General features: G+C 69.4%; 18 protein-coding genes. 12 read left to right on the forward strand and 6 right to left on the reverse strand.

What is annotated here, in order from left to right:
• Window positions 1-171: 171 nt before the first annotated feature.
• Window positions 172-1,422 (forward strand): phosphoglycerate dehydrogenase, encoded by a 1,251-nt coding sequence (locus ASD66_RS19210; protein WP_082599682.1) that lies wholly within the window; start codon window positions 172-174, stop codon window positions 1,420-1,422.
• A 68-nt stretch (window positions 1,423-1,490) separates the two neighbouring features.
• On the forward strand, window positions 1,491-2,483 hold the full coding sequence (locus tag ASD66_RS19215; RefSeq protein ID WP_056891894.1) for a DUF1015 family protein: 993 nt from the start codon (window positions 1,491-1,493) through the stop codon (window positions 2,481-2,483).
• Between the two features lie 173 nt (window positions 2,484-2,656).
• Here ASD66_RS19215 and ASD66_RS19220 read toward each other — a convergent pair whose 3' ends face one another.
• Both ASD66_RS19220 and ASD66_RS19225 read right to left on the reverse strand, forming a co-directional pair.
• A complete protein-coding gene (locus tag ASD66_RS19220; protein ID WP_056682183.1) occupies window positions 2,657-3,862 on the reverse strand; it encodes an MFS transporter in 1,206 nt (401 codons plus the stop codon).
• Window position 3,863: 1 nt separating this feature from the next.
• Window positions 3,864-5,546, reverse strand: a complete 1,683-nt coding sequence (locus tag ASD66_RS19225; RefSeq protein WP_056891895.1) for a dolichyl-phosphate-mannose--protein mannosyltransferase — start codon at window positions 5,544-5,546, stop codon at window positions 3,864-3,866.
• 36 nt (window positions 5,547-5,582) lie between these two features.
• On the opposite strand from ASD66_RS19225, the gene rsmI reads away from it, so the two are divergent.
• Complete coding sequence (rsmI, locus tag ASD66_RS19230; RefSeq protein WP_056682178.1) at window positions 5,583-6,425, forward strand: 16S rRNA (cytidine(1402)-2'-O)-methyltransferase; 843 nt, start codon at window positions 5,583-5,585, stop codon at window positions 6,423-6,425.
• A 1-nt stretch (window position 6,426) separates the two neighbouring features.
• Here the strand turns inward: rsmI and ASD66_RS19235 are convergent, their stop codons facing one another.
• Together ASD66_RS19235 and ASD66_RS19240 are read right to left on the reverse strand one after the other, a co-directional pair.
• Window positions 6,427-6,885: a hypothetical protein gene (locus ASD66_RS19235; protein WP_056891896.1), complete on the reverse strand. Its 459-nt coding sequence runs from the start codon at window positions 6,883-6,885 to the stop codon at window positions 6,427-6,429.
• A 404-nt stretch (window positions 6,886-7,289) separates the two neighbouring features.
• Window positions 7,290-7,874 carry a DUF6318 family protein gene (locus ASD66_RS19240; RefSeq protein WP_056891897.1) on the reverse strand — a complete coding sequence of 195 codons (585 nt, stop codon included), beginning with the start codon at window positions 7,872-7,874 and terminating at the stop codon, window positions 7,290-7,292.
• Between the two features lie 183 nt (window positions 7,875-8,057).
• Between ASD66_RS19240 and ASD66_RS19245 the strand changes: the two genes are divergently transcribed.
• From ASD66_RS19245 to ASD66_RS19270, 6 genes are all read left to right on the forward strand, one after another.
• Window positions 8,058-8,882 (forward strand): TatD family hydrolase, encoded by an 825-nt coding sequence (locus ASD66_RS19245; protein WP_056892337.1) that lies wholly within the window; start codon window positions 8,058-8,060, stop codon window positions 8,880-8,882.
• Window positions 8,883-9,167: 285 nt separating this feature from the next.
• Window positions 9,168-10,304, forward strand: a complete 1,137-nt coding sequence (locus tag ASD66_RS19250; protein ID WP_056891898.1) for a resuscitation-promoting factor — start codon at window positions 9,168-9,170, stop codon at window positions 10,302-10,304.
• A 35-nt stretch (window positions 10,305-10,339) separates the two neighbouring features.
• Window positions 10,340-11,212, forward strand: coding sequence for a 16S rRNA (adenine(1518)-N(6)/adenine(1519)-N(6))-dimethyltransferase RsmA (gene rsmA / locus ASD66_RS19255; protein WP_056891899.1), 873 nt, complete (start codon window positions 10,340-10,342; stop codon window positions 11,210-11,212).
• Window positions 11,205-12,116 carry a 4-(cytidine 5'-diphospho)-2-C-methyl-D-erythritol kinase gene (locus ASD66_RS19260; RefSeq protein WP_056891900.1) on the forward strand — a complete coding sequence of 304 codons (912 nt, stop codon included), beginning with the start codon at window positions 11,205-11,207 and terminating at the stop codon, window positions 12,114-12,116. The genes rsmA and ASD66_RS19260 overlap by 8 nt, the downstream gene beginning before the upstream one ends.
• Window positions 12,116-13,966: an ABC-F family ATP-binding cassette domain-containing protein gene (locus ASD66_RS19265; RefSeq protein WP_056682162.1), complete on the forward strand. Its 1,851-nt coding sequence runs from the start codon at window positions 12,116-12,118 to the stop codon at window positions 13,964-13,966. Before ASD66_RS19260 ends, ASD66_RS19265 begins: the two co-directional genes overlap by 1 nt.
• A 30-nt stretch (window positions 13,967-13,996) precedes the next feature.
• Entirely contained in the window at window positions 13,997-14,713 is a 717-nt protein-coding gene (locus ASD66_RS19270) for a hypothetical protein (RefSeq protein WP_056891901.1), read from the forward strand.
• Window positions 14,714-14,777: 64 nt separating this feature from the next.
• On the opposite strand, the gene ASD66_RS19275 is transcribed toward ASD66_RS19270, so the two are convergent.
• Window positions 14,778-15,272 (reverse strand): MarR family winged helix-turn-helix transcriptional regulator, encoded by a 495-nt coding sequence (locus ASD66_RS19275; protein ID WP_056682156.1) that lies wholly within the window; start codon window positions 15,270-15,272, stop codon window positions 14,778-14,780.
• Window positions 15,273-15,368: 96 nt separating this feature from the next.
• On the opposite strand from ASD66_RS19275, the gene ASD66_RS19280 reads away from it, so the two are divergent.
• From ASD66_RS19280 to ASD66_RS19290, 3 genes are read left to right on the forward strand one after another with little or no spacing between them, the layout of a single operon-like run.
• On the forward strand, window positions 15,369-16,142 hold the full coding sequence (locus ASD66_RS19280; RefSeq protein ID WP_056891902.1) for a trans-aconitate 2-methyltransferase: 774 nt from the start codon (window positions 15,369-15,371) through the stop codon (window positions 16,140-16,142).
• Window positions 16,139-16,528, forward strand: coding sequence for a VOC family protein (locus tag ASD66_RS19285; protein ID WP_056891903.1), 390 nt, complete (start codon window positions 16,139-16,141; stop codon window positions 16,526-16,528). Before ASD66_RS19280 ends, ASD66_RS19285 begins: the two co-directional genes overlap by 4 nt.
• Before the next feature lie 24 nt (window positions 16,529-16,552).
• Complete coding sequence (locus tag ASD66_RS19290) at window positions 16,553-17,083, forward strand: TIGR03086 family metal-binding protein (RefSeq protein ID WP_056891904.1); 531 nt, start codon at window positions 16,553-16,555, stop codon at window positions 17,081-17,083.
• Here ASD66_RS19290 and ASD66_RS19295 read toward each other — a convergent pair whose 3' ends face one another.
• Entirely contained in the window at window positions 17,084-17,728 is a 645-nt protein-coding gene (locus tag ASD66_RS19295; protein WP_235530166.1) for a TetR/AcrR family transcriptional regulator, read from the reverse strand.
• Window positions 17,729-17,777: the final 49 nt, after the last annotated feature.

The raw sequence follows: 17,777 nt of genomic DNA on the forward strand, positions 1-17,777 counted from the left end.
CTAGATTGCGGACTACGGTGCAGCGTGCCGCGGCGCGAAGTTCGACGATGCCGCCCTCGGCACCGAGATCGCCCAACCCGCGCATTCCTGTGGCAGAACCGGGATGCAGGGGCTAGCGTGACGTCGACACGGCCCGATCGGTGGGCCGACCGCCTCGCGCGGGAGGTCGCGATGCAACCTTCACCCTCGCGGAACCCGCCCACGGGACTTCGCATCCTCGTTGCGGACACGCTGCCGCGGCAGGCCCTGGACGAGCTCGAGCAACGCGGTCACGAGTGCGTCGTCGACTCATCCCTGGGCAAGTCCGACCTGATCGGGGCCATTCCCGGCTTCGACATCCTGGTGGTGCGCAGCACCAAGGTCACCCAACACGTCATCGCGGCCGCAGACCGGCTCGCTTTGGTCATCCGCGCGGGGGCCGGCACCAACACGATCGACACCGCGGCTGCCGCCTCCCGCGGCGTACTGGTGGCCAACGTGCCCGGACGGAACTCGGCCGCGGTCGCCGAACTCACCATGGGGTTGCTGCTTGCCGTCGACCGTCGGATCGCCGACAACGTCGCCGACCTGCGCGCCGGGGCATGGCGGAAGAAGGCCTACAGCAAGGCCTCCGGGTTGCTCGGCTCCACCATGGCGATCATCGGACTCGGTTCCATCGGCCTCGACGTCGCCCAGCGCGCGGCTGCCTTCGGGATCGCAGTGCAGGCACTGGACAAGCCCCGCGGTTCGTCCGCCGCGTCTCGGATCGCCGAGTTGGGCATCACCCTCGTGCCCACTCTCGAGCAACTCGTCAGGTCCTCCGACATCGTCTCCCTGCACCTCCCCTCCACCACGAGCACCCAGAGCCTCGTGAGCCGGGAGTTCCTCGGCTGGATGCGCCCCGGCGCGATCCTCCTCAACACCTCACGTGGTGATCTCGTCGACGAGGGCGCCCTGCTCGAGGCGCTCGAGGTGGGCGCGGTCCGGGCCGGCCTCGACGTCTACCGCGACGAGCCCGCCGGCGGAAGCAGCGCCTGGGAGTCCCCACTGGCCAGGCACCCGGGCGTCGTCGGGACCCACCACATCGGGGCCTCGACCGTCCAGGCCCAGACCGCGACCGCCGCCGGAGTGGTCGAGATCGTGGATGCGTTCGTCCGAGGGGCCGTTCGCAACTGCGTCAACCTCGAGCCCAGTCGGTTGGGCGCGGTGACTCTCACGGTCCGCCACCTCGATCGCCCGGGTGTTCTGGCCCGACTGCTCGAACTGCTGAGGACAGCCGGACTGAACGTCGAGAACATGGAGAACCGGGTCTTCCGTGGTGGGGAGGCGGCGGTGGCATCCATGGACGTCGACGGCTCCGTGCCCCTGTCCATCCTCGAGGAGATGGCTGCGATCCCGGAGGTCCTGGGTGTCTCGGCGACGCCATTGGCAGGCCTGTCATGAGCGGCATGGTGCGGCCCGCCGAAGCACGCATCGTGCGACCGGAGCGGGCGGTCCACAACGTCACACCGATGACGGACACCCTTGTTGTCACCAGCGGCACCCGAGACGACACGAGGCACGCGCCGGCTGCGGGCGACTACCTGCCTCCGGCGACCGGGATGTGTGTCTACCGTCTCCAACACGGTGAGGACGAGCACGTCGGTGTGGTTGCCGACGTCAGCGTCCAGGCCTTCGCCGACGGGCGGGTCCGGGGCCACGAGGCGGTTTGTCCTGCTCGTGTGGAGGGACTCGTCGAGCACTTCGCCTCGGTGCCCAGGCGCACGGAGCTGGTCGCCCTGTTGCACGCCGTCGAACCGGACGTGGACCGGACCGTGGAGGCGACGCTGGACGGGCCACCACTGGTCGACTTCATCGGTCCCGACGGCTGGCGTCAGACAGTCTGGCGAGTCTCCGACGCAGCCAGTGTGCAGCTCGCTGACGCCCTGGACCGGTCCATTCACTACATCGCTGACGGGCATCACCGCGTGGCCGCCAGCCTCGCGCTCTGGGAGCGGGCGGGACGACCGGCGGAGTCCGCACTGCTTTGCGTCCTCTATCCCATGCACGGGCTCCGGCTGCGGGCATTCCACCGACGGATCAGTGGTCCCGTCGATCCCGTCCACCTCCGGCTCCTGCTCGCCGGGTGCTGCGACGTCACTGAGGGCGCGTCCGGCGAGACCCCCACCGGCGGCACCAGCGTGTACGTCGACGGCACCTGGCTGCGGGTCGAGCCCGCCGTTGACCGTCCCGCCGGCGTGGACGGCCTCGATCTCACCATCCTTGAACAACACGTGCTGACCCCGCTGCTCGGAGCCGCGATGGTCGAGCGGACGGAGAGCATTTCGGTGACGTCTCCGCTGGGTCAACTCGTCAGCCTCTGCGACCGGGACGGGGGAGCCTTGTTCGTGTTGGCGCCGCCGACCCTCGAGCAGTTGAGGGAGGTCGCCGATCTCGGCCAGGTGATGCCACCGAAGACGACGTACTTCGACCCCAAGCCCTATGCCGGCATCATCGTGCGCTGACGCGAGCTTGCCTCAGGCCTCGCCCAGGAGGACGACGAACGTGGCCGCGGTGGCGGAGTCGGGCGGCCCCTCGGACAGGTAAGGAGTTCTCTCCATGGGCGGACGCACGCCCAGGGGGACGGTGGTGGCGACGACTTACCTGTCGCACGGTCCGACGGGTGCCGAATCTTGGCCTATGGCTCCGCGCGGAGCACGGCGCGACGGGTGATCACTAGCAGGGCCAGCGAGAGCACCTGCAACCCGGCGACGAGTGCCACCAGCAGGGTGAGGTGGTCGCGATAGAGGCCGCCGGACAGCGCACCACCGATGAGGGCGGCACCGCCCTGGAACGCCGCGAAGACGCCGTACGCCGTGGCCAGGCCGGACGACGGAACGAGGTCGGCCACCAGGGCCTTCACCGTGGAGTCCTGGATGCCGGTGGCCAGGCCCCACACCGCGACTCCGACGAGCACTCCGGTCAGGTGGTCGGCCAGCGCCAGCGGCGGGACGATCGCGATGAGCACCGGCAGGCAGTAGAGCACCCGTGCACGCCAACGGTCGTAGGCGAAGCCCGTGCCGAGTGCGGCGACGGCCTCGACCGCCATGGCCAGCGCGTAGATGACCGGCACGACGGCCACGCCGACCAGCCCGGCGTCGACCAGGTGGAACGAGATCACGCCGAACGTCATCAGTCCGAGGGTTCCCGCAGCACAGGAGGTCGCGAAGACGTAGAACGCGAGCGGCAGCTTCGCCGGCTCCCTCTGCTCGCCGATGGCCGGCGCGGGTGCTGCTTCGTCGGAGAGCGTCGTACGCCGTTGCACCTGCGCCAGCAGCACCAGCGACAGGAGGCCCGGGATGGCGAGCACCGCGAAGGCCAGCCACAGGTGGCCGGTGGCGGCAGCGACCGCGGCGACCAGGAGCGGGCCGGCGAACGCTCCGACCTGGTCCAGTGCCTTGTGTACGGCGAACCCGCGGCCACGCCCGACGGACTTCGAGACCTGGGCCAGCAGCGCCGACTTCGACGGGCTGCGGACTGCTTTTCCGGTGCGCTCCAGCAGGATCAGCGTGGTGGCCACGCCGAGTCCGGCAACCCCGAGGAAGGGCGTGATCGCCAACAGAGGCACGCAAATCGCGGTCATGGCGTAGCCGACGAACGTCAGCCGCCAGTAGCGGCCGGTGCGGTCGGCCATCCGTCCGGTGACCAGCCGCAGGGCCAGCGCGATGGCCTCGCCGGCCCCGGTGACGATGCCGACGGTGAACGCCGAGGCGCCCAGCGAACCGAGCAGGGGCCCAGCCATCGCCCGCATGCCCTCGTAGACCATGTCGGCGGCCAGGCTGACGATGCCGAACGCGAAGACCGAGCGCCACGGCGTCCAGACGCGGTCCTGCTGTGCCGTCACGTCAGATCCACCGGGCGAACCAGATGCGGTCCAGCCATTCGGAGCGGGTGAGCAGCTCGTTGGTCCAGATCGGCCAGAACCACGCGAAGTTCGCCACCACCAGGATGAAGAAGGAGCCACCGATGATGGTGCCGATCGTGCGCCGCTTCGACGGCCCGCGTTCCCGCCCGAGCAGGTCGCCCATGGTCAGCGTCAGCGCGACGATCGTGAACGGCAGGATCGATGACGCGTAGAACGAGAAGATCGGCCGCTCGTCGTTGAGCTCCCACGGCAGCCACATCGCCAGCGCCCCGACCACGGCGAAGCCGTAGCGCCAGTCGCGCCTGCCGACCCAGGCGACGACCGCCCAGACCAAGGCCAGGGCGCCGCCCCACCACAGGATCGGGGTGCCGAGAAGGATGACCTCGCGCAGGCAGGTGCTGCCCTTCTCCGCCTGGCATCCCTGGGCCCCGGGCTGGATGTCGTTCTCCACGTTGACCCCGACGGGGCGGTTCAGGATCAGCCAGCCGCGCGGGTCGGACTCGTAGATGTGCGTGCTGCAGTTCAGGAAGTGCGTGTGGAAGACGTAGACGTCGTGGTGGTACGACGCCAGGGAGCGCAAGGACTGGACGACCTCGCCGACACCGCTGGCGTCCTTCTGTTTCGCCGTCGGCCACTGCTTCGACTCGTCGCGCTTCTCCTCGCACTTGTCGTTCATCGAGACGAACTGCGTGTACTGCGTCTGCGAGAACGCCTGCTCGTACTTGTCGGCGTGCATCAACCATCCGGTCCACGACGCGACGTAGACCATGAAGGCGACCACGACGAGGTGCACGAAGGCCGGGATCCCGTCGATGAGTGCCGACTTCAGCGTCGCCCGTCGTACGCCGAGTGCACGCCGGCCCGACGCGTCCCACAACCAGATGAGTACGCCGAACGCGGCCAACGGGTAGAGCGCGCTCCACTTCGTGCCGATCGCCAGGCCGAAGCAGATGCCGGCGACCAGCCGCCACGGACGGAACCACAGCCCCTTCGTCGGACCCCAGCTGCCGCCGGGCAGTCGGGCCATCCGTTCGCGGGTCCAGTCCCGGTCGACGACGAGGGCGGTCACCGCGCACAGCAGCCAGAACGCCAGGAAGATGTCGAGCAGTGCGAGTCGCGAGAGCACCAGGTGCATCCCGTCGAAGCAGAGCAGCAGGCCCGCCACGCAGCCGAGCAGGGTGGAGCCGGTGAGTCGGCGTACCAGCCGGCACAGCACCAGGATCATCAGCGACCCGACGATCGCGGCCGAGATGCGCCAGCCGAACGGGTCCATGCCGAAGGCCTTCTCGCCGGCCGCGATCATCCACTTCCCGACCTCGGGGTGCACGATCATCGACGGGTCCGAGCCGTCCCACGCCTTGTCGGTCTGGCCGTTGAGGATCATCTTGTCGGCGTCCTCGACGTACTTGCGCACGTAGCCGTGGTTGAGCATCGACCACGCGTCCTTCGCGTAGTACGTCTCGTCGAACTCGAACTCCTTGGGAGTGCCGAGCTTCCACAGTCGCAGGAACAGGGCGAGCGCGGTCACCGCGAGCGCAGCGATCCAGCCGACCAACGGGTCCTCGAGTCGGGCCAGCGGACGCCACCGCTCCTTGACGGAGGGGAGCGGGTCGCCGTCGACGTCACGCGAGAGGGTCTCGACGTCGGCGGGCGGGGTGGTCACGGGGAGCCATGCTACGCAGGCAGGCATGATGGGCCCGTGACCTCCACCGAACCCGGCGTACTCGTGCTGGCCGCGACCCCGATCGGCCAGGTCGACGACGCTCCGCCGCGACTGGTGGCCGAGTTCGGGCGCGCCGACGTGGTGGCCGCGGAGGACACCAGACGGCTGAAACGGCTCACCTCCGACCTAGGCGTGACCATCAACGGACGTGTCGTGTCCTACTTCGAGGGCAACGAGTCCGCGCGTACGCCGGTGCTGCTCGAAGCACTCCTTGCCGGGGACCGGGTGCTGCTGGTGACCGATGCCGGCATGCCGAGTGTCTCCGACCCGGGCTACCGACTCGTCGCGGCGGCGGTCGCCGAGGGCGTGAGGGTCACGGCAGTGCCGGGGCCCAGTGCCGTGCTCACCGCGTTGGCCGTCTCCGGGCTGCCGGTCGACCGGTTCTGCTTCGAGGGATTCCTGCCCCGCAAGGCGGGTGAGCGCTCCCGCCGACTCACCGCTCTTGCCGCCGAGCAGCGCACGATGGTCTTCTTCGAGGCGCCACACCGTACGGCGGTCGCGCTCGAGGCGATGGCCGACGCGTTCGGCGACGACCGGCCCGGTGCCGTGTGCAGGGAGCTGACCAAGACCTACGAAGAGGTACGCCGGGGTGGGCTGCGGGAACTCGCAGTCTGGGCTGCTGACGGACTGCGTGGCGAGGTGACCCTCGTGGTGCAGGGCGCCCCGGATGCACCGGCGCTCGACCACGACCCCGACGTGTGGCGCACGGCCGTCGCCGCCCTCGAGGCCGAGGGCTCGTCCCGCAAGGACGCCATCCTGGCCGTCGCCAAGCGAGCCGGAGTCCCCAAGCGCGAGGTCTACGACGCCGTCCACCGCTGAGTCAGTTGCTGACCAGCGTCGGACGCCCCTCGACCACGCGCAGGTTCGCGGAGCTCCCAGGGCGAGTGACCGTGCCATCGACATCGAGCCAGGGCCCACCGTTGACCCGGTATCTCGCGGAGTACGTCGTGTCGACCCGCACCTTGTAGGCATCGCTGGCGTGCTCGTAGACGTGGGAGATGTAACTCGTCATCGGCAGGCGCTGCTCGTAGGCGCGACCCGGCCAGTACGTCGTCTGGGTGGTGTCGTCGCCGTGGACCCAGGTGAACGAGCTCGGCGTGATGGCCAGCTCGACCTTGCTGCCGAGCAGCGTGACGGTGCGATTGAAGGGTTCGGCCTCGGTGCGGAACAGGGTGTCGAAGTTGACCAGTGTCTTGCCGCCCGGCGGCTGGATGAGCACCTTCGAGACCGGCACCGGGATCCGCCGGAACGCCCGCAGCACCACGGTGCTGGTGACCATTGGTCGGCCACCCGCGGCCGTTGCTGGCGTGCATTCGCCCAGGGACCAGTCGAGGCCGACTCCGCTCAGACGGATCCTTCCCCCAGTCGCGGAGTCATTCGACGCCTCGCAGGTAACGAGCGGCCGGCAGCCAGTAAGCGCATTTCGCTCTGTGCATGACGAGCCGGAATCCCCTGCTGGGATGGTCTCCCGAGTTCCCCGGAGATGAACGGGGCTGCGATCGGCTCGTTCCGTCAATGACCCGATCGTCAAATCTGCGTCGCCGGCACGCACATCCGTCGAGTCGTCCGTCTGGTCATCAGAAATGGCGATTCGGAATTCTTCGCGAAGGTCGGTTGCCGCTGCGGAGGCTGGGGGTGCGGTGCTGGCGAGCAGGACCCCGACGACCAGGAGTGCGTGGCGAATCATTCGATGAACGCCCATTCGTCGATCAGCCATCGACCAGGACCTCGGGTGATGACGATCCGGGATGAGGATTCCGACTCCGGCGTGGTGGTGACCCGCTTGCCATCCTCGTCGAAGAGCTGGCTCTCGGTCTCGATCACCTTCAGGTAGAACCCCAAGGAACGCGACTCCTCCGCGTAGGTGACGACATTCGCGACCTTCCATCCCTCGGTCTGGAGACTGCCGCCCTTGGAGTAGACGTTGCGAATGCGGGCTGGCACCGTCCTGCAGGTCTTGCACTTCTTGGTGGCCAGCTGGCGCAGGGCTTCGGTGTCACCGGTCTGCATGGCCTCGCTGAGCGTGGCGAAGTAGAACCGCACGAACGCCTTCGCGCTGGCCTCGTCCGTGCCCTGGGCGTCAGTCGGGATGCTCGGCCCGGTGTCCGTGACAGTCGGGCTCGGCTCGGTCGTGGGTGACGTGCTGGCAGTCGTCGTACTCGAGTCGGGGTCAGACGGGCTCGCGCCGGAGTCGTCGTCCGCGCACGCCGCGAGCGATGCCAGCAGGAGCGCGGCCAGCCCGATGCCGGCGGTGGTGCGGAGGCGCAAGGTGTCGACCTTTCCGAGACGCCGCCCCGAGCGGCGACGCCGTTCACTCTAAGTCGGCCAGACGGGTCACGAAAAGGGTCACCCGAGAGCCTGTGGACAACCACGACCTAGGGTGAAGGCGTGATCGAGGAGCCGACCCGCAAGCGCGCGACGACCGAGGAGAAGAGCGGCAGCAAGCGCGACATGACCCGTCCGCCGGCGCCGGAGCCGCTGCCGCACCCGGTGGCCGACAACCACTGCCACCTCGACATCGTCGACGGCGACGACTGGTTCCGCACCGAGCAGGCCCTCGAAGCCGCAACGAAGTCCAACGTCACCCGCATCGTCCAGGTCGGCTGCGACCTGCCGGGTGCTCGGTGGGCGGTCAAGGCAGCGCACGAGTACGACGCACTCGTGGCCGCGGTCGCCCTCCACCCCAACGAGGCACCGCGCCTGGCCGTGGCGGGGACCCTCGACGCTGCGCTCGAGGAGATCGAAGCGCTCGCCCAGGACGACCTCGTGCGTGCGGTGGGCGAGACCGGGCTCGACTACTTCCGCACCGACGAGGACGGCCGCGAGGCCCAGCACGAGTCGTTTCGCCGGCACATCGCCCTCGCCAAGCGTCTCGACAAGACGCTGATGATCCACGACCGCGACGCGCACGACGACGTCCTCGCGATCCTCGACGAGGAGGGCGCCCCCGACCGCTGGGTGATGCACTGCTTCTCCGGCGACGCAGACTTCGCGAAGCGATGCCTCGACAAGGGCGCTCACCTCAGCTTCGCCGGCACGGTCACCTTCAAGAACGCGCAACCGCTGCGGGACGCGCTGGCCATCACCCCGCAGGACCGGATCCTGGTCGAGACGGACGCCCCGTTCCTCACCCCGCATCCCTATCGCGGGCGTCCGAACGCGTCCTATCTGATCCCGATGACGATGCGGCTGATGGCCGACGTACGCGGCGTCGACCTGGCCGAACTCTGTGCCGCGGTCGACCAGAACACCACCGCAGTCTACGGAAATTGGTGAGCGGCAATAGCCATTCGAAAGACCCCCTAAAAGCCGTCCTGACCTGCGAAGACAGGCATTTCAGGGGTGGGGAGAGCCCGGTCACAGCGGGGGTGATCCGGGCCTCGTCGGCTTGGCGTGTCCCGATTGTCGCGCTTATGGTCGATGGCTGATGGCCGGAATCGGATGAGAGACCGACCAGTGCACCGGTGGCCCCGAACGGCTGCCCAGCAAGATCCTCCGCAGGCTGGCGCCGTGCGGTCGCGCTGGTCTCCGAGAACCGGGACGTTCTAAGTCTGGAGACCTGTGCGCAACCGAATCGCACTCCTCGGCAAGAGCAAGACCCTCCTCGCAGTACTCGTCGCCGCAGTGGCCCTGGCGCTCATCGGCACCAGCTACGGCTACGCGAAGATGAACAAGGAAGTCACCCTCTCCCTCGACGGTGAGACCAAGACGGTCCACTCGACCGGCGACACCGTCGCCGACGTCCTCGAGGACGAAGACATCAAGATCGGTGAGCACGACATCGTCCTGCCCGGCCCGGACGAGAAGGTCAACGAGGGCACCCGCATCTCGGTGCGCTTCGGCCGCCAGCTCGAACTGACCGTCGACGGCAAGCCCGCGACGTACTGGGTCAACTCGGACAGCGTCGACGAGGCCCTCGACGAGCTCGGCATGCGCTTCGGCGGCGCCGACCTCTCCACCAGCCGCAACGCCGACATCTCCCGTGGCGGCCTGCGCCTCGAGATCGTCACCCCCAAGAAGCTGACGATCAAGGTCGGCAACGGCAAGCGCCTCACCAAGAACATCGCCGGGTTCACCGTTGCCGACGTGCTCAAGGAGCTCGACGTCAAGGTCGACAAGGACGACATCGTCAAGCCTGCCCGCAAGAGCGAGGTCAAGGAAGGCACCAAGATCACCGTCACCAAGGTGCGCGTGGTCCGCAAGGCCGTCGGCGGCGAGGCGATCGACTTCGACACGATCGAGAAGTCCGACGACTCGATGTACGACGACGAGTCCGAGACCGTTCGCGAAGGCGTCGATGGTGCCCGCAACGTGACCTACCGCCTCGAGTACCGCAACGGCAAGCTCTTCGCCACCAAGGTCATCTCCGCCGACGTCACCAAGCAGCCGGTCGACGAGATCGTGAAGGTGGGCACCAAGGAGCGCCCGGAGACCACGTCGAACTTCGCCGGTGGCAACACCGTCTGGGACGCCCTGGCTCAGTGCGAGTCCGGTGGCAACTGGGCGATCAACACCGGCAACGGCTACTACGGCGGCCTGCAGTTCAACCTCGGCACCTGGCAGTCGTACGGCGGCACCGGCCTGCCGAGCGAGAACAGCCGCGAGACCCAGATCGCCATTGCGACCAAGGTGCGCGACGCCTCCGGCGGCTACGGCGCCTGGCCGGCGTGCTCGTCCAGCCTCGGCCTGCCGCAGTAAGGGCTTCCGGGCCGGTCGGCACTAGGCTGACCCCCATGCCGGACGTAGAACACTCTTCCGCCGGGCCGAGACTTCTCGGCCCGGCGGAAGTGCGTTCCCTGGCTGCCGCGCTCGACATCCGGCCGACGAAGCAGAAGGGCCAGAACTTCGTCATCGACGCCAACACGTGTCGCCGCATCGTCCGGGACTCCGCGATCACCGGCAGCGACGTCGTCCTCGAGATCGGCCCCGGCCTCGGCTCGCTGACCCTGGCCCTCCTCGACGTGGCCGAGCGGGTGCTGGCCGTCGAGATCGACGACAAGCTCGCGGAGGCCCTGCCGCGCACCATCGCGACGTACGCCCCTGACCACGTCGACCGCTTCGAGGTCGTGCACGCCGACGCGCTGCGGGTCACCGAGCTGCCCGGGCCGGATCCGACAGCGCTGGTGGCGAACCTGCCCTACAACGTGTCGGTGCCGGTGCTGCTGCACATGCTCACCCTGCTGCCCTCTCTCGAGCGCGGCATGGTGATGGTCCAGTCCGAGGTCGCCGACCGGCTCGCGGCCCCTCCCGGCTCCAAGGTGTACGGCGTCCCGTCGGTCAAGGCCGCCTGGTTCGCCGACGTACGCCGTTCCGGTGCGGTCGGTCGCAACGTGTTCTGGCCGGCCCCCAACGTCGACTCCGGGCTGGTCGCCTGGACCCGCCGCGAGCCGCCGGCCACGAAGGCCACCCGCGAGGAGGTCTTCGCGGTCGTCGACGCCGCGTTCGCGCAGCGCCGCAAGACCCTGCGCTCCACCCTGAAGAACCTGGCCGGCTCCGCCGAGGCCGCCGAGCGGGCCCTGGCCCATGCCGGCGTCGACCCGATGGCGCGCGGAGAGGTGCTCGACGTCAACGACTTCGCCCGGATCGCCGAGGGGCTGCATGCCTGACTCCACCCGACCCGAGGTGACCGTGCGCGCCCCGGCCAAGATCAACCTGCACCTGGGCGTGGGCCCCGTGCGCGCCGACGGCTTCCACCCACTGGCCACCGCCTACCAGGCCATCTCGCTGTTCTCGACCGTCACCGCGATCCCGGCCGAGGAGTGGTCGGTGACCTGCACGGCCGGTGCGGGCATCGACGTCGCGGCAGTACCGCTCGACGACACCAACCTCGCACTGCGTGCCGCGAAGCTGCTGGCCGACCATGCCGACCTCGCGCACCCCGTCGCGCTCCACATCGACAAGGGCATCCCGGTCGCGGGCGGACTGGCCGGCGGCTCCGCCGACGGTGCCGCCGCGCTGTTGGCCTGTGACGCGCTCTGGGGCCTCGACACCCCGTTGTCGACGCTCCTCGACCTCGCCGGCCGGCTCGGCTCCGACGTGCCGTTCGGCCTCGTCGGGGGCTCGGCCGCCGGCCACGGACGCGGCGAGGTCGTCACTCCGCTGGCCGACACCGGTCGCTACGACTGGGTGGTGCTCACCTCCGACGAGGGCATGTCGACGCCCGCGGTCTACGCGGAGTACGACGCGCTCCACGACGGCCTCACGATCGCCGACCCCGAGATCCCCGACGCCTTGGTCAAGGCACTGGCAAGCGGAGACGTGCGCGCACTGGCCGAGGCGGTCGGCAACGACCTCCAGCCCGCTTCGCTGCGGCTGCGTCCGGCCCTCGCTGCACCCCTGCAGGCCGGGCTCGACGCGTCGGCCCTCGCGGCGCTGGTCTCCGGATCCGGGCCGACCTGCCTGTTCCTGTGTGAGGACGCCGACCACGCCACACGTGTCGCAGCCGCGCTGTCGGCGTACGGCCGTGCGGTGCTGGCCACCGGCCCCGTCCCCGGAGCGACGGTGCTCTGATGGCCAACCTGATCAACCTCGAGAAGGTCTCCAAGTCGTACGGCGTCCGCCCGCTGCTCAGCGAGGTGTCCCTCGGCATCTCGCGTGGGGAGCGGATCGGCATCGTCGGCCGCAACGGCGACGGCAAGACCACCCTGCTCGAGGTGATGGCCGGCCTCGAGGAGCCCGACACCGGGCGGGTGTCGAAGACCCGGGGCCTGCACATCGGCTACCTGCACCAGGGCGACGAACTGGTCGACACGCACTCGGTGCGCGAGGCCGTGCTCGGCGGCAAGGACGACCACGAGTGGGCGGCCGACCCGGTGACCCGCGAGATCGTCGAGGTGCTGCTCGCCGGGGTCTCCCTCGACCGGGCTGTCCTGGGCCTCTCCGGTGGTGAGCGTCGCCGCTGCTCGCTGGCCGCGCTGCTGCTAGACGAGCACGACCTGGTGATCCTCGACGAACCGACCAACCACCTCGACGTGGAGGCGGTGGCCTGGCTGGCCCGCCACCTGACCACGCTGCAGTCGGCCCTGGTCGTGGTCACCCACGACCGCTGGTTCCTCGACGAGGTCTGCCAGTTCACCTGGGAGGTCCACGACGGCGTCGTCGACTCCTACGAGGGCGGGTACGCCGCCTACGTGCTGGCCAAGGCCGAGCGCACCCGCCAGGCCAACGCGTCGGAGACCCGGCGGCAGAACCTGGCCCGCAAGGAGCTGGCCTGGCTGCGCCGCGGCGCCCCGGCCCGCACGTCGAAGCCGAAGTTCCGCATCGACGCCGCCAACGCGCTGATCGAGGACGTCCCGCCGCCGCGCGACCGCATGGAGCTCCAGAAGTTCGCCACCCAACGGCTCGGCAAGGACGTCATCGACGTGGAGAACGTCGACCTCTTCCGCGGCGAGCGGCAGCTGCTCGACCACGCGACCTGGCGGCTCGGTCCCGGGGACCGGGTCGGCATCGTCGGTGTCAACGGGGCCGGCAAGAGCTCGGTGCTCGCGCTGCTCTCCGGAGACCTCGCTCCCAGTGCCGGCAAGGTCAAGCACGGGCGCACGATCGCGCTGCAACACCTGACCCAGGCGCTCGACGACCTCGACCCCGAGCAGCGGGTGCTGCCCAGCGTCGAGTCGATCCGCCGGATCACCAAGACCGTCGACGGCGAGATCACGGCGACCTCGATGCTCGAGCGCTTCGGCTTCACCGGTGACCGGCTGACGGCCCGCATCGGTGATCTCTCCGGTGGCGAGCGACGCCGGTTCCAGATGCTGCGCCTGCTGCTCACCGAGCCCAACGTGCTGCTCCTCGACGAGCCCACCAACGACCTCGACATCGACACCCTCAACGTGCTCGAGGACTTCCTCGACGGCTGGCCCGGCACGCTGATCGTGGTCTCGCACGACCGCTACTTCCTCGAGCGGGTCACCGACTCGGTCTGGGCGTTGCTCGGCGACGGCAAGATCTCGATGCTCCCGCGTGGGGTCGACGAATACCTCGAGCGGCGAAGCGAGCAGCTGCGCGCGAGGGACGAGCGGGCAGCGTGGGCTCGCGAAGGTCGAGCGAGCGACGCCGCCGAGGAACGAGGCGGCGCGAGCGGGTCGAGACCCGGTGAGTCGACCGCCGACGCAAGCCCCGGGGCGGCGCAGAAGGCCAAGTCCGGCAGCGCCGAGGAACGCGCTGCTCGCAAGGTGGTCGAGCGCATCGACCGACGCCTGGCCAAGATCGCCGAGCAGGAGACCTCGCTGAACGCCCAGATCGCCGAGCACGCCGCCGACTACGGCAAGCTCGCGGAGCTGAGTGGGCAGCTCGACGTACTGCATGCGGAGAAGGAAGAGCTCGAGCTCGAGTGGCTCGAGGCCGCCGAGATCCTCGAATAACCTCTTGCCCGCCTCGTGAGAATGGTGGGCATGGACCTGACCGAGGACGCCTTCCGGGCCCTGGCGCGCAGCTCGCCGTGGCTCTGGCAGAGCCTGCACTTCACTCGTCACGGTGAGGAGCCGGTCGAGGCCTGGGTGAACCGGCCCGGTGAACTGCGAGTCGTCGATGCCGACGGCCGACAGACGATCGAGCGCGAGGACCTGGGGCAGGCTCGAGGCGTGGTCTGGATGTCGTCCACGGCCGACGGCGGGCCCCAAAGGACGCCAGAGATCATCCACCGCTGGCCGCACGAGGTCGAGCCGGTACGGCGCTCCGACGGGCTGGTTGCCTCGAGGCCGGACTCGTTCGCCCAGGAAGGCGATGACTCCGTCTCGATCGACTACGGCGACCCGATGTACACCAACTACTTCTGGGTGGCGATGCTCGACCCGCGCGAGCTCTCCGAGTCCACGACGATCAGCGACCTGAGGGTCGACACGCACCACGGCCGTCCCGTGTGGCGTGCGCGGATCAGGCCCGTCGAGGGCTATGACCCGACGTGCGGTTGCTGTGCGCTGCTCTGGTCGGAGATCTCCGACCGCGACGAGTACGACGGCGACTGGGAGCCGGATCCGGAGCGGTCCTACCCCTCGGCGTACGACGTGGCCCTGGACGTGCGCACCGGCGTCGTCGTCTCACTCGAGCCGATCGACGGGGAAGCCTCCGCACTGGACCTGGAGATCCTCGAGGTCGACGGGGGCCGGTGACGTGCGGCAGGTCGGGCAGAACTGGCGACAGGTCACCGAGAACTGGCGACAGGTCGATCGGAGTTCACGACGGGTCGGCGAAGGGGACCATCAGGCGACGGAGCAGGGTGGCGAGCTGCTTGCGGTCGCGGGCCGAGGTGTCACCGAGCAGGTCGCGCTCGGCCTCGAGGAGGGCGGCGAACGCGCCGTCGACCGTCGTACGTCCTTCGGGGGTCAGTCGCACGAGCACGCCGCGCCGGTCGTTCGGGTCGGGGAGGCGCTCGACGAGGCCGCGCGCGGTCAGCCGGTCGACGCGGTTGGTCATCGTGCCGGAAGTGACCAGGGTTTCCTTGATCAGCTTGCCGGGGGAGAGCTCGTAGTCGCCGCCCGCGCGCCGCAGGGCGGCCAGCACGTCGAACTCCCACGACTCGATGTCGTGGTCGGTGAAGGCGGTCCGCCGCGCGAGGTCGAGGTGGCGCGCCAGGCGACTGATCCGGCTGAACACTTCGACCGGGCCGAGGTCCAGGTCGGCGCGTTCGCGTGCCCAGGCATCGACCAGGTCGTCCACTTCGTCGCGCATGGCAGCATCGTAACGGATCGTCAAGAATCTTGACATCGAGACATAGCCGGAGTCAGAATGAAGTGTCTTGATGTCAAGATAAAACGAGGAGTCGCGATGAGCCACCAGTGGAGTCCCGAGCAGTACCTCACCTACGCCGACGAGCGCGGCCGCCCCTTCGTGGAGCTGGTCCAGCGCATCGGCGCCGAATCCCCAAGCAGGGTGGTCGATCTGGGCTGCGGACCCGGCAACCTGACTGCGCTGCTCGCCCAGCGGTGGCCGGCCGCCGAGGTCACCGGCGTCGACTCGAGTCCGGAGATGATCGCGCGAGCACGGAGGGACGCGCCCGGCATCGACTTCGCCGTCCAGGACCTGCGCGAGTGGGTCACCTCCAGCCCGACCGTCGACGTGCTGGTCTCCAACGCCACCCTGCAGTGGGTGCCCGGGCACCTCGACCTGCTGCCGGACCTCGTCGACACGGTGGCCCCCGACGGCTGGCTCGCCTTCCAGGTGCCGGGCAACTTCGGCGAGCCGAGCCACACGATCCGCACCGAGATCGCCGACCAGGAGAAGTACGCCGCACACCTCGCCGGCGTCGCCGTACCCTCCTCGCACGATCCGGCGGTCTATCTCGAGAAGCTGGCGGCGCTCGACTGTGAGGTCGATGCGTGGGAGACGACGTACCTCCACGTGCTCACCGGGGAGGACCCGGTCTTCACCTGGGTGACCGGAACCGGCGCCCGGCCCACCCTCCAGGCGCTGCCCGACGGCCTGCGCGAGGAGTTCGCCGAGGAGTTCCGCACCCGGCTGCGCGCGGCCTACCCCGAGACGCCGTACGGCGTCGTCCTGCCGTTCCGGCGCATCTTCGTCGTCGCGAGGAGGTCGGCATGAGACTGCACCACGTCCAGGTTGCCTGCCCACCCGGCGGGGAGGCCGGAGCCCGCCGGTTCTACGGCGAGGGGCTCGGCATGACCGAGGTCGAGAAGCCCGCCGAGCTGGCGAAGCGCGGCGGCTGTTGGTTCCGGGCGTACGACGACCGCGGGGAGACCGCCGCCGAGATCCACGTGGGGGTCGAGGACCCGTTCGTCGCTGCGAAGAAGGCACACCCCGCCCTTCTGTTGGACACCGTCGACGAGCTCGAGGACGTCGGCGCCCGCTTGCAGGCTCTGGGGTTCGACGTGGACTGGAACGAGCGCGGGACGTTCGCCGGCCACCTGCGCTTCCACACCCGTGATGCCCACGGAAACAGGGTCGAGGTCCTCACGCCGGCCCACTAGTGTGGGTGGCGAGGAGGCACCGCCATGACATCACCATCCGGTTCCATCCAGACCCTGTCCCGAGCCATCGACCAGGCCGGTGACGTGCTCGCCGCCGTCCACGAGGACCAGTTCGCCGACCCGACGCCGTGCTCCGACTGGGACGTCTCTCGCCTCGCCGCGCACCTTGCGGGAGCGCCCGCGAAGTTCCTGGCGGCGGCCCGTGGTGAAGAGGTCGACTGGTCGAACGACCCGCCTCTCGGGGTCGAGTGGGCCTCGTCGTTCCGTGCGGCGGGTGACGACCTGATCCACCACTGGCACGAGGTCGGTGAGGACGGCGACGGTCCGCCGGCGCCGATGTCCGTGGCGGAGCTCGCCGTGCACACCTGGGACCTCGCCAAGGCCATCGGCTGGGAGCGTCAGCTCGACGAGGACGTGGCGCAGTGCGGGCTCGACTTCATGTCGGCCTCTCTGACCGACGAGCTGCGCGGCGAGGCCTTCCGGCCGCAGGTCGAGGTGGCCGACGACGCGTCTGCCGTGGACCGCCTCGCCGCGTTCGCCGGGCGCCAACCCTGATCAGTCCTCGCTGAACAGCTTGGGCTTCTTCTCCAGCCCGCTGAGCCCGTTCCACGCCAGATTGACCAGGTGTGCTGCGACCACGCGCTTGTCGGGCTTGCGGTCGGCGGAGAGCCACCACTGGCCCGTCGTGCCGACCATGCCGACGAGCATCTGGGCATACATCGGCGCGGTCTTGTGGTCGAGGCCGCGCTTCTTGAACTGGTCGACCAGGATGCCTTCGACCCGGCTCGCCGTGTCGCCGATGATCGACTGGAAGCTGGCGCCCTGCGAGCCCATGGGGGAGTCGCGCACCATGATCCGGAAGCCGTCGGGCTGCTGGTCGATGTAGTCGAGCAGGGTGAGCGCCGCCTGCTCCATGAGCGCGCGCGAGGTGCCGGAGGTCAGGGCGCCGCGCATCATGCCGAGAAGGTGGGTGACCTCGCGGTCGACGACCACGGCGTACAAGCCCTCCTTGCCGCCGAAGTGTTCGTAGACCACCGGCTTGGAGACCTCGGCGCGGCTGGCGACCTCCTCGATCGACGTGCCGTCGAAGCCGCGCTCGGCAAACAGGGCGCGGGAGATCTCGATCAACTGCTCGCGGCGTTCGGCCGCGGTCATCCGGCTCCGGGGTGCGGACTTGCGGGAGCTGTTCGAGGTGGCCACCGGTCCATCTTCGCAGTTCGTTCGGTTTGGCCGACCCGGGTGAGGGAAG

This window comes from Nocardioides sp. Root151 (genome assembly GCF_001427925.1).
Lineage (GTDB): Bacteria > Actinomycetota > Actinomycetes > Propionibacteriales > Nocardioidaceae > Nocardioides.

Bases quoted from the DNA above. Each gene is read 5' to 3' on its own strand.
- ASD66_RS19260 (WP_056891900.1), top strand. From the start codon at position 11,205: ATGCCTGACTCCACCCGACCCGAGGTGACCGTGCGCGCCCCGGCCAAG.
- ASD66_RS19285 (WP_056891903.1), top strand. From the start codon at position 16,139: ATGAGACTGCACCACGTCCAGGTTGCCTGCCCACCCGGCGGGGAGGCC.
- ASD66_RS19210 (WP_082599682.1), top strand. From the start codon at position 172: ATGCAACCTTCACCCTCGCGGAACCCGCCCACGGGACTTCGCATCCTC.
- ASD66_RS19215 (WP_056891894.1), top strand. From the start codon at position 1,491: ATGACGGACACCCTTGTTGTCACCAGCGGCACCCGAGACGACACGAGG.
- ASD66_RS19235 (WP_056891896.1), bottom strand. From the start codon at position 6,885: ATGGTCACCAGCACCGTGGTGCTGCGGGCGTTCCGGCGGATCCCGGTG.
- ASD66_RS19245 (WP_056892337.1), top strand. From the start codon at position 8,058: ATGACCCGTCCGCCGGCGCCGGAGCCGCTGCCGCACCCGGTGGCCGAC.
- ASD66_RS19265 (WP_056682162.1), top strand. From the start codon at position 12,116: ATGGCCAACCTGATCAACCTCGAGAAGGTCTCCAAGTCGTACGGCGTC.
- ASD66_RS19270 (WP_056891901.1), top strand. From the start codon at position 13,997: ATGGACCTGACCGAGGACGCCTTCCGGGCCCTGGCGCGCAGCTCGCCG.
- ASD66_RS19290 (WP_056891904.1), top strand. From the start codon at position 16,553: ATGACATCACCATCCGGTTCCATCCAGACCCTGTCCCGAGCCATCGAC.
- rsmA (WP_056891899.1), top strand. From the start codon at position 10,340: ATGCCGGACGTAGAACACTCTTCCGCCGGGCCGAGACTTCTCGGCCCG.
- ASD66_RS19280 (WP_056891902.1), top strand. From the start codon at position 15,369: ATGAGCCACCAGTGGAGTCCCGAGCAGTACCTCACCTACGCCGACGAG.
- ASD66_RS19275 (WP_056682156.1), bottom strand. From the start codon at position 15,272: ATGCGCGACGAAGTGGACGACCTGGTCGATGCCTGGGCACGCGAACGC.